The sequence below is a fragment of the Propylenella binzhouense genome (genome assembly GCF_009866965.1).
Taxonomy (GTDB): domain Bacteria; phylum Pseudomonadota; class Alphaproteobacteria; order Rhizobiales; family Afifellaceae; genus Propylenella; species Propylenella binzhouense.
The window spans coordinates 1-11,158 of sequence record NZ_SPKJ01000115.1; the positions used below are offsets into that span (position 1 = coordinate 1).

Annotated in this window: 8 protein-coding genes and 1 pseudogene; all 9 read right to left on the reverse strand. The window is 72.3% G+C overall.

The window, feature by feature from the left end; all coding sequences use genetic code 11:
* Positions 1 to 1,314: ATP-dependent helicase HrpB (gene hrpB / locus E4O86_RS20255; protein ID WP_161142366.1), on the reverse strand; the 1,314-nt coding region annotated here is incomplete at its 3' end.
* Positions 1,315 to 1,321: 7 nt separating this feature from the next.
* Positions 1,322 to 2,002: an ATP-binding cassette domain-containing protein gene (locus E4O86_RS20260; protein ID WP_161142367.1), complete on the reverse strand. Its 681-nt coding sequence runs from the start codon at positions 2,000 to 2,002 to the stop codon at positions 1,322 to 1,324.
* On the reverse strand, positions 1,999 to 3,705 hold the full coding sequence (locus E4O86_RS20265; protein ID WP_343039201.1) for an ABC transporter permease: 1,707 nt from the start codon (positions 3,703 to 3,705) through the stop codon (positions 1,999 to 2,001). The genes E4O86_RS20260 and E4O86_RS20265 overlap by 4 nt, the downstream gene beginning before the upstream one ends.
* Positions 3,692 to 4,909: an ABC transporter substrate-binding protein gene (locus tag E4O86_RS20270; protein WP_161142368.1), complete on the reverse strand. Its 1,218-nt coding sequence runs from the start codon at positions 4,907 to 4,909 to the stop codon at positions 3,692 to 3,694. The genes E4O86_RS20265 and E4O86_RS20270 overlap by 14 nt, the downstream gene beginning before the upstream one ends.
* A gap of 82 nt (positions 4,910 to 4,991) precedes the next feature.
* Positions 4,992 to 6,752 carry a gamma-glutamyltransferase gene (ggt, locus tag E4O86_RS20275; RefSeq protein ID WP_161142369.1) on the reverse strand — a complete coding sequence of 587 codons (1,761 nt, stop codon included), beginning with the start codon at positions 6,750 to 6,752 and terminating at the stop codon, positions 4,992 to 4,994.
* Between the two features lie 31 nt (positions 6,753 to 6,783).
* The gene (locus tag E4O86_RS20280; RefSeq protein WP_161142370.1) at positions 6,784 to 7,602 is read right to left on the reverse strand and encodes an FAD binding domain-containing protein; all 819 of its coding nucleotides are present in this window, start codon (positions 7,600 to 7,602) and stop codon (positions 6,784 to 6,786) included.
* Positions 7,603 to 7,612: 10 nt separating this feature from the next.
* Positions 7,613 to 9,979: a xanthine dehydrogenase family protein molybdopterin-binding subunit gene (locus E4O86_RS20285; protein WP_161142371.1), complete on the reverse strand. Its 2,367-nt coding sequence runs from the start codon at positions 9,977 to 9,979 to the stop codon at positions 7,613 to 7,615.
* A gap of 142 nt (positions 9,980 to 10,121) precedes the next feature.
* The gene (locus E4O86_RS20290; protein ID WP_161142372.1) at positions 10,122 to 10,616 is read right to left on the reverse strand and encodes a (2Fe-2S)-binding protein; all 495 of its coding nucleotides are present in this window, start codon (positions 10,614 to 10,616) and stop codon (positions 10,122 to 10,124) included.
* Positions 10,617 to 10,653: 37 nt separating this feature from the next.
* Positions 10,654 to 11,158 (reverse strand): annotated as a pseudogene (locus tag E4O86_RS20295) (hypothetical protein); the annotation flags it as partial.

The following is an 11,158-nucleotide window of genomic DNA, read 5'->3' on the forward strand; positions in this document are numbered from 1 at the left end:
GATGTCGGCCGCAAGCTCGCCCGCGCCGCGCGCCGCCCCTTCGAGCACCATATGGGCGAGCCGCGGCGGCAGGGGCAGATCGGCCATGCGGCGGCCGTGGCGGGAAAGCCCGCCGGCCGGATCGCGCGCGCCGAGCCGGCCGAGCAGCGCGAGCGCTTCCGCGAAGGCGGCGGGAGGCGGCGGATCGAGCCAGCGCAGCGCGGACGGATCGGAGGTCCCCCAGGCAAGCAGTGCCAGCGCGAGCGGCGCGAGGTCGGTCTCGAGGATCTCCGGCCGGTCGAAAGGCGGCAGCGCGGCGGTCTGCGGCTCGTCCCAGAGCCGGTAGCAGGTGCCGGGCGCGGTCCGGCCGGCGCGGCCGCGGCGCTGGTCGGCGGCGGCGCGCGAGACCCTGACCGTCTCGAGGCGGCTCATGCCGGAGCCCGGATCGTAGCGCGGCCGGCGCGCGAAGCCGGAATCGACGACGACCGTCACGCCCTCGATGGTGAGCGAGGTCTCCGCGATCGCGGTCGCGAGCACGACCTTCCGCGTGCCCGCCGCAGCCGGCCGGACGGCCGCATCCTGGCTGCGGGGATCGAGCGCGCCGTAGAGCGGCGCAAGGACCACGCCCGGCGGCAGGGCGGACAGGCGCTCGGCGGTCCGCATGATTTCGGCCTGGCCGGGCAGGAAGGCGAGGATGCTGCCGGAGCGCTCGCGGAGCGCCCGGCGGACGGCCGCCGCGACGCGATCCTCGACGCGCATCGCCGCGTCGGCGCCGAGATGGACGGTCTCGACCGGGAACATGCGCCCGGCGCTCTCGACCACCGGCGCGCCGCCGAGGATGGCGGCGAAGCGCGCCCCGTCGACCGTCGCCGACATGGCGACGAGCCGCAGGTCGTCGCGGAGCGCCGCCTGGGCGTCGAGCGCGAGCGCGAGCCCGAGATCCGCGTCGACCGAGCGCTCGTGCACCTCGTCGAAGAGGATCGCGCCGACGCCTTCCAGGCCGGGATCGTCGAGGATCATGCGGACGAACACGCCGGCGGTGACGAGCTCGATCCGGGTCGAGGCGGAGACGCGCGTCTCGTTGCGGACGCGGTAGCCGATTGTGGCGCCCGGCTCCTCGCCGAGCGTCCCGGCCATGCGGCGCGCCGCGGCGCGGGCGGCGAGCCGGCGCGGCTCGACGACCAGGATGCGGCCTCCCCGCGTCCACCGGGCGTCGAGGAGCCGGAGCGGCACGAGCGTGGTCTTGCCGGCGCCGGGCGGCGCGACGAGCACGGCCGAGCGGCCCTTCTCGAGCGCGGCGAAAAGCTCCGGCAGGGCGGCTTCGACGGGCAGCATGGCGGCCTTATAGGGGCGGCGCGCCGTCTTCCGCCACCGCCGCGAGCTCGATCACCGGGCCGGCCGCCGCCGCGGCATCGGCCGGATCGTGCGTGACGAGCAGGGCCGGCAGGCGCCGCCGCCTGATCTCGCCGAAGACGAGATCGCGCATCTGGCCGCGGAGCGCGGCATCGAGGCCGGAGAACGGCTCGTCGAGCGCGAGCGCGTGCGGCTCGGCGAGAAGCGTGCGCATCAGGGCGACGCGCGCCTTCTGTCCGCCCGAAAGGGTGGCCGGATCGGCCTCGGCGAAGCCGGCAAGGCCGATCCCGGCGAGCGCCTCCGCCGCGAGACGGCGACGCGCGCGCCGGCCGCGGATCCGCGGCGGCAGGCCGAGAAGGAGGTTGCCGGCCACGGAGAGGTGCGGAAGCAGCAGGCTGTCCTGGAAGAGGAGGCCGATGCCGCGCCGCTCGGGCCGCAGGCGCGTCACGTCCTCGCCGTCGAGGATCACGCCGCCCTCCGCCGAGAAGGCGGGATCGAGGAAGCCCGCGACGAAGGCGAGCAGCGTCGACTTGCCGGAGCCGGACGGCCCCATCACGGTCAGGATCGCCCCCGGCGGGACGGCCGCATCGACGGCAAGGAGCAGGCGCCCGGCGAGCCGGATGCGCACCGCCTCGAGCCGCAGCCCGGCCGCATCGCGCCCGGCCTTCACCGCGCCACCCTTAGTCCGCGCCGGTTCCGGTGAAGCCAGGCCGGAACCGCGAGCGCCACGAAGAACCCGAGGAACGGCAGGAGCGCCTGCACCAGCGCGGTGACGCCGACGATGCGGCGGTCGCCACCCGCCGCCAGCGCGACGGCCTCCGTCGTCACCGTCGGCCAGCGGCCGGCGCCGACGACGAGGGTCGGCAGATAGAGCCCGACCGAGACAGCGAAGCCGACCGCGAAGGCGGTCAGGATCGGCCGCGCGAGCATCGGCAGCCGCAGACGCCGGAACGCCGTGCCGGGCCCGCGGCCGAGGCTCGCAAGGACGCGCGCATAGCGCGGATCGAGGCTCCGCCACGGCCCGGACAGCGAAAGGTAGACGTAGGGCAGCACGAAGACGAGATGCGCCATCAGAAGCGCGGCGAAGCGGCCGTCCCAGCCGGCGCGGGCGAGGAGGAAGTCGAACCCGAACAGGAAGGCGACCTGCGGGACGAGCAGCGGCAAATAGAGCGCGGCAAGGCCGCGGAAGCCCGGCGGATGGCCGTTCCTGACCTCGTTCTCGAGCGCGGCGACGACCAGAAGGAGCGCGAGGGCGCTCGCGCAGACGCCGATCGCGAGCGCGTTCCCGAGCGCCGCCGACAGGCCGGGCATCACGCGCATCCAGACGCCGAGCGTCACCCGCGCAGGCAGCGCGTCCGGAAACCGCCACGGCCCGGCGACCGACCAGAGCGCAAGGCCCGCCGTCCCGAGAAGGATGGCGCCGGCCGGAAGCGCCACGAGGGCCGAGCCGGCAAGACGCGCCGCGGCATCCCGGGATGCGCGCCAGCCCGTCGGGGCGAGCGCGGCAAGGACGAGCGCAGCAAACCGTTCGATCCCGAGCCAGAGGAGAAGCGCCGCGCCGGTGACGCCGAGCTGCAGGACCGCGCCGGCCGCGAGCACGAAGCGCATCGCGAGATCGGGATCGGCATGGAGCTCGACGATCCGCACCGCGAGGGGCGCCGGCGTGGTGGGCCCGAGCACGAGCGCGACGTCGACATTCGACGTGGCGTAGGCAAGCACCGCGAAGACCGGCAGGCGAAGCTGACGGTAGAGGACCGGGACCACGCCGTGGGCGAAGCCGAGCACGCGGCCGTAGCCGAGGCTCGCCATCAGCTCGGTGCGCTCGCGCGCCATGGTCTGCGGCAGGGCGGCGAGCGTCATCAGGAGCAGGAACGGGATCTCCTTCGCGACGAGGCCCAGAACCATCGCGATGCCCGCCCTGTCATGGACGACCAGAATGTCGGGCGGATGCGTCCAGCCGGTGAGCCAGGGCGACAGGAGCCGCGCCGGCAGGCCGGCGGGCGCGATCAGGACGGCGAGCGCGAACGCCGCGGCCGCATGCGGGACGCTGAGGAGCGGCGACACGAAGCGCTGCATCAGGCGGAAGGTGCGCGTGCCGAACGAGCCGCCGACGAAGAGGAGGACGGCCGAGACGGCGATCGCGGTCGCCGCCAGTCCGGTTCCGAGGCTCAGCAGCACCGAGGCGGCGAGCCCCGGCAGCTCGAAAAGCCGGCGGAACGGCTCGACCGATAGGCTGTCGCCCCCGAGCACCGGCAGATAGCCGAAGGCCGGCAGGAGCACGCCGCCGAGACCCGCGGCGACCGGACCGAGGAGCAGGAGGACGATCGCGGCCGGCGCGAGCCTCAGCACGCCCGGCCGGCTACTGCCCGACACCGTAGCGCCGCGCCCATTCCGCCTCGAGCGGCGCGACCCAGGACGGATGCGGCTCGGGAAGGACGGGCCCGAGCGCGTCCGGCGGCAGCGTGGCGGGACCGCGCTCGACCGCCGCGAACCGCGCCCGGTCCTCCGGCGGCAGGCGATCGACGGCGAGCACGGTCGGGTCGCCCCAGACGGCCGCCTCCTCCTTCCGCGCCTGCGCCTCCGGCGACATCAGGAAGTTTGCGACCACCATCGCCCCGGCACTCGCCCCGGCATCGAACGGGATCGCCACGAAATGCGTGTTCCCGATCGTGCCCCCGTCGAAGACGAAGCTCCGGACCGTGTCCGGCAGCTCGCCATTCGCGATCGCGCTCGACGCGTCGGCGGGGTTGAACGCGAAGCTGATCGCCGTCTCGCCGTCGGCGAGGAGCTGCCGCATGCCGCCGTAATCCCGCGGATAGGCCCGCCCCTGCCGCCAGAGGAGAGGTGTGATCCGATCGAGATAGGCCCAGAGCGGCGCGGTCACCGCCTCGAAATCGACCGATCCGACGGGCCGGGCGAGCGCCGCCGGGTCGGCCGCGAGATCGACGAGAAGCTGCTTCAGGAAGGTCGTGCCCATGAAATCGGGCGGCTGGGGATAGGTGAAGCGTCCGGGATTGGCTTCGATCCAGGCCGCGAGCGCCTCCGCCGAACGGGGCGGGGCGGGAACCTCGCCCGGATCGTAGAAGAAGACGAGCCTGGCCATGCCCCAGGGCGCCTCGAGACCATCCACCGGCACGCCGAAATCGCGCGCGACCGTCGGCTTGCCGGCGACATCGACGAAGCGGTAGCTCGGAAGCCGGTCGGCCCAGGGCTCGGACAGAAGGAGGCCGTTCTCCTTCATCGCGGCGAAGTTCTCGCCGTTGATCCAGACGAGATCGACGGAGCCGTTCCCGGTCCGGCCGGCGGCCTTCTCGGTCAGGACCTTGGCCACCACCGCGCCCGTTTCCGCCACCTTGACGTGGACGAGCTCGACCCCGAACCGCGCCGCCACCTCGCGCCCGACCCAGGCGATGTAATCGTTGATGCGCGGCTCGCCGCCCCAGGCATGGAAATAGACCGTCTCGCCCCGCGCGGCGGCGAGCACGGCCTGCCAGCGGGACGGATCGGGCGCTTCGGCGCGCGCGGCGGCGGCGGAAACGAAAGCGGCAAGGAGGCAGGCTATCAGGCGCGGGAACATGGCGATCTCCTTTGCCGGGAATTGCCCGCCGGCGCCGCCCGCCGCAAACCAATTCGCGGTGAGAGGCGTGTGAAGGCGCCGCTCATTCGCCGATCGCGACCCCCTCCCGCCGGGAATCCGCCGCGCCCTGGAGCCGGCCCGGGGCGATCTCGATCGCCTGCAGCCCGGAATTCAGCTCGCCGGCCTTCACTTCGTAGCCGAGCCCCCGAAGCGCCGGAGCGAAGCGCTCGGCCGCGGTTCCCGCCTCCAAATCGAAGGCGCCGAACCGGTTCGCGAGATGCGGCAGGTCGACAGCGCTCTGGACGTCGAGACCCCAATCGAGCACGGCGATGAGCGCCTCGGCGACATAGGGGATGATCTGGCTGCCGCCCGGCGAGCCGATCGCCAGCACCGGGGCGCCGTCCTTGAGCACGATGGTCGGCGCCATCGAGGAGCGCGGGCGCTTGCCGGGCTCGACCCGGTTGGCGACCGGCCGGCCGCCCGCCTGCGTGCGGAAGGAGAAGTCGGTCAGTTCGTTGTTGAGGAGGAAGCCCCGCACCATCAGCCGCGAGCCGAACTGGTTCTCGATGGTGGTCGTCATCGAAAGGACGTCGCCCTTCGCGTCGACGATGACGATCTGGCTGGTGGAGGGCAGCTCGATCGCCTCCCCGTCGCCCCAGCGGAGCGCATGATCCCAGGCCGGTTCGCCGGGTTCGGCCTTCTCGAGCCGGCGCCCGGGTTGGAGGAGAGCGGCGCGGCCGGCGACATAATCCGGGTCGAGCAGGCCCTTCACCGGCACCGGCACGAAATCGCTGTCGGCGAGGTAACGCTCGCGATCGGCGAAGGCGAGCCGGGTGGCATCGCCGAAGAGCTGCCAGGACCTGACATCGTCCGGGCCGAGGCTCGCGATCGGCGTCGGCGCGAGGAGGCCGAGGATCTGGGCGACAGCGACGCCGCCGGAGCTCGGCGGGCCCATGCCGCAGACGAGATAGAGGCGGAAGGGCCCGCAGACCGGCTCCCGCTCTTTGACCTCGTAGCCTGCGAGGTCGCGGAGCGCGAGCACGCCGGGATTGCCTTCCGCGCCGCGCACCGCCGCCACGATGTCGCTCGCGATCGGGCCGGAATAGAAAGCGTCGGCGCCGCCGTCCCGGATCGCCTTCAGCGTCTCGGCATAGGCCGGATTCTTCAGGCCCTCGTCATAGCCGAGCGCGCGCATGAGCCCGCTGATGAAATAGTCCCGCGTCGCCGGGAAGCGCGACAGCCGCTCGGTATCCTCCGAAACCAGCGCGAGCAGGCGCCGGGACACGGGGAAGCCGTTCTCAGCGAGGTCGATGGCGCGGCCGAAGAGATCCCTCCAGCCGAGCGTTCCGAAGCGGGCGTGGAGCGCCTCCAGAAGCCGCGGCGTGCCCGGCACGCCGACCGAGCGGCCGCCGACCACGGCATCGTAGAACCGGAGCGGCGCGCCGTTGTCGTCGAGGAAGAGCTTCGGCGTGGCGGCGCCGGGCGCCGTCTCGCGCCCGTCCAAGGTCGTGAGCTTCTTCGCCCCGGCATCAAAGTAGAGCGCGAAGGCGCCGCCGCCGAGACCGGAGGATTGCGGCTCGACGAGGCCGAGGACGAGTTGGACCGCGACCGCGGCATCGGCCGCGCTGCCGCCCTTCCGCAGGATCTCGGCCCCGGCTTCCGCCGCGAGCGGGTTCGCGGCGGCGACCATCCAATTCGCCGCGACGACGGGCTTCCGCGCGCCCGCTTCGGGGAGCGGAGCGGTCGCCGGCTCGGGCGCGACGAGATCGGCGGCCGGCTGCGCACGAAGCGGGCCGGCGAGGAGGACGGAGAGGAGCGCCGCCGCGCACCGGAGCCACGCCATGCCACCCTCCCCGCGCAACCGCCGCCCGCCCTCAGACGAAGGCGAGCGCCTGGCCGAGATTCTGCACCGCCCGGCGCGCCATCACCGTCACCAGATGCGCCCGATATTCCGCCGAGCCGTGGATATCGCCCATCATGTCGGCCGGATCGAGCGCGATGCCCTTCAGCGCGTCGGCGGAGAAATCCGCGGCGAGCGCCCGCTCCATCTCCGCCGCGCGGAAGACGCCGGAATTGCCGGCGCCGGTCACGGCCACCCGGACGCTGCCGTCGCCATGGCGCGCGACGAAGACGCCGGCCATCGGATAGCGCGAGGCGGGATTGCGGAACTTGGCGTAGCCTGCCGCCTCCGGCACGCGGAAGCGGACGCGGGTGACGATCTCGCCCTCCTCGAGCGCGGTCTCGTAGAGGCCGACGAAATAATCGTCGGCGGCGATCGCGCGCCGGTCCGTCTCCACCGTGCCGGCAAGCGCCAGCACCGCGCTCGGATAATCGGCCGCCGGATCGTTGTTGGCGACCGAGCCGCCGATCGTGCCGAGATGGCGGACCTGGGCGTCCCCGATCGAGCCGGCGAGGCCGGCGAGCGCCGGGATCGCGCCCTTCACCTCGGCGGCGCCGGCGACCTCGGCATGCGTCATGCCGGCGCCGATCGCGACCTCGTCGGCCGTGACGCTGATGCCCTTCAGCTCGCCGACATGGCGGAGGTCGATGAGGTTGGCGGCGGCGGAGAGCCGGAGCTTCATGGCCGGGATCAGCGTGTGGCCGCCCGAGACATAGGCGGCATCGCCCGCCTCGGAGAAGAGCCGCGCCGCCTCCGCGAGGCTGGTCGGCCGGTGGTAGGTCGTCTGGTACATCGCCGTCTCCTTATTCGGCCGCTTCGGCGAGGCCCGAGGCGCGGATCGCGCGCCAGACCTTCTCCGGGGTGGCCGGCATGTCGATCTCGTTGGTGCCGATCGCGTCGGTGATCGCGTTGATCACGGCGGGCGGCGAGCCGATCGCGCCGGCCTCGCCGCAGCCCTTCATGCCGAGCGGGTTGCCCGGGCAGATCGTCTCGGTGGTCGAGACCTTGAAGGACGGCAGGTCGTCGGCGCGCGGCATGGCGTAGTCGTTGTAGCTCGCCGTCACCAGCTGGCCGGTGTCGCGGTCGTAGACGCAGGCCTCCAGCAGCGCCTGGCCGACGCCCTGCGCGATGCCGCCATGAACCTGCCCCTCGACCACCATCGGGTTGATGACGCGGCCGAAATCGTCCGCCGCCACGAACTGGACGATGGCGGTGCGGCCGGTGGCGGGGTCGATCTCGACCTCGCAGATGTAGCAGCCGGCCGGGAACGTGAAATTGGTCGGGTCGTAGAACGCCCCCTCCTTGAGGCCGGGCTCGAGCCCCGGCGGCAGGTTGTGGCCGGTATAGGCGGCGAGGCAGACCTCGTGCCAGGCGAGCTTGCGGTCGGTGCCGGCGACCCGGACCTCGCCGTCGCGGATCTCGATGTCGCCCTCGGCCGCCTCGAGGAGATGGGCGGCGATGCGCTTGGCCTTCGCCTCCACCTTGTCGAGCGCCTTGACGATCGCCGACAGGCCGACCGCGCCGGAGCGCGAGCCGTAGGTACCCATGCCGAACTGCACCTTGTCGGTGTCGCCGTGCAGCACCGAGACATTGGCGAGCGGAATGCCGAAGCGCTCCGCCACCACCTGCGCGAAGGTGGTCTCGTGGCTCTGGCCGTGGCTGTGCGAGCCGGTCAGGACCTCGATGGTGCCGACCGGATTGACGCGCACCTCGGCAGATTCCCAGAGCCCGACGCCGGAGCCGAGGGAGCCGACCGCCGCGCTCGGCGCGATGCCGCAGGCCTCGATGTAGCAGGACATGCCGATGCCGCGCAGCCTGCCGCGCCGCGCCGCCTCGGCCTTGCGGGCGGGAAAGCCGTCATAGTCCGCCGCCTTCATGGCGGCGTCGAGCGAGGCTTCGTAATCGCCGGAATCATAGTTCATGATGACGGGCGTCTGGTGCGGGAAGCTCCTGATGAAGTTCCGGCGCCGGAGCTCGGCCGGCGACATGCCGAGCTCGCGCGCGGCGGTCTCGACCAGCCGCTCCAGCACGTAGGTCGCCTCCGGCCGGCCGGCGCCGCGATAGGCGTCGACCGGCGTCGTGTTCGTGTAGACGGCGCGCACGTTGCAGTGGATCGCGGGAAGCGCGTACTGCCCGGAGAGCAGCGTCGCGTAGAGATAGGTCGGCACCGCCGACGAGAAGAGCGACATGTAGGCGCCGAAATTGGCGATCGTATCGACCTTCAGGCCGATCATCGTGCCGTCGCCGTCGAACGCCATCTCGGCATGGGTGACGTGGTCGCGGCCATGCGCGTCGGTCTGGAACGCCTCGCTGCGGTCGCCCGTCCACTTCACCGGCACGCCGGTGCGCTTCGAGGCCCAGAGGCAGACGATCTCCTCCGGATAGATGAAGATCTTCGAGCCGAAGCCGCCGCCGACATCCGGCGCGATCACCCTCAGCTTGTGCTCCGGCGCGACATTGTAGAAGGCCGACATCACCAGCCGGGCGACATGCGGGTTCTGGCTGGTCGTCCACACCGTGTAATGATCGCTGCCGGCATCGTAGTAGCCGAGCGCCGCACGCGGCTCCATCGCGTTCGGGACGAGCCGGTTGTTCACGAGGTCGATGCGGGTGACGTGCGCCGCGCGCTGGAAGGCGGCCTCGACGGCGGCGGAATCGCCGATCTCCCAATCGTAGATAAGGTTGCTCTTGGCGTTCTCGTGGATCTGGCGGGCACCCTCGGCGATCGCCTGCAGGGGATCGATGATGGCGGGAAGCTCCTCCCACTCGATCTCGACGGCGTCGGCGGCATCGCGCGCCTCTCCGCGGGTCTCCGCCACGACCACGGCCACGGCCTGGCCGACGAAGCGCGCCGTCTCCGTCGCGATCGCCGGATACTGGCCCATGTTCATGGGCGTCTTGTCCTTGGAATGGATCATCCAGCCGCAGATCAGATTGCCGATGCCGTCGGCGGCAAGCTCCTTGCCCGTCAGGATGCCGATGACCCCCGGCATCCGCGCGGCCGCGCCGGTATCGATCCGGACGATCCGCGCATGCGCATGGGGCGAGCGGACGAAGGCCGCATAGGCCATGCCCGGCATCGTCATGTCGTCGGTGTACTTGCCCTTTCCGGTGATGAAGCGCCGGTCCTCCGTGCGGAGAACACGCGCGCCGATACCCTCCACGCCCATGGCTTTTCCTCCCGCTATCTCCCGCCGCTCCGGCAGCGGACCGGGCGGCCGATCATTCCCTCGCTCGCGGTCGGGCCGGCTCGCCGCAGCCTCCGGCCGACGCGCCCGGTACAGATCTCCGGTGCGGAACCGGAACCGGGCGCTATTCCGCGGCCGCGCGCATGTCCTCCTGCCGCATGGTCCCGGCGGCGGCGAGGATCGCCTTCACGATGTTGTGGTAGCCCGTGCAGCGGCAGATGTTGCCCTCGAGCTCGTGCCGGACGGTCTTCTCGTCGAGCTGCCCGTCATAGCGGCGGATCATGTCGACCGCGCTCATGATCATGCCGGGCGTGCAATAGCCGCATTGCAGCCCGTGATGCTCCCGGAAGGCGGCCTGAACCGGGTGGAGATCCTCGCCGGCAGCCAGCCCCTCGATGGTGACGACCTCGCCGCCGCTCGCCTGGGCGGCGAGCACCGTGCAGGATTTCACCGCCCGGCCGTCAAGATGGACGACGCAGGCACCGCACTGCGAGGTGTCGCAGCCGACATGCGTTCCGGTCAGCCCGATATGGTCGCGCAGGAAATGGACGAGCAGCGTCCGATCCTCGACCTCCCGGGCGACGGACCGTCCGTTGACGGTCAACTCCACTCTGGACATACGAGCCTCCCTTGCCCCGCGCCTGCTTCGGCGGGGGTCACTCGAAGATGAAATAGAAGACGATCAGGACGGCGAGAACCAGAAGGCCCCAGACCACCGGCCCGCCCAGAAAGCCGCTGGCGGCCTTGAACTCGACCTCCTCCTCGACGTCGTGCGCGGCATGCGACACCGTCTCGATCGGCCCGTGGTGCCGCGGCCGCTCCTCTTCGAGAGCGGGCGCCGGCGCGGCCTCCGAATCGCGGCCGATCTCCGGCACGCCAGTCGCTCCCGGAGGAATCGCCTCGCCGGGGAGCGCACCGGGCGATTCCACGATCTCGGCCTCCTCGGCGATGGTCCGCCCGGACCCGGCCGCGGGCGTCTCCGCCGCCGTTCCGGCCAGCGGGGCGGCCGGTACCGGTGCGGCCACGGTTCCGGGCGGAACCGCCGCAGGGATGGGCGGCAGCGGCATTTCCTCGGAGGTCGGAGGCGAAGGCGGAGCGCTTGCCGGCGCCGCCGGAGCGGCGGCGCCGCCCGCTGCCGCGACCACCGCAGGAGCGGCAGCC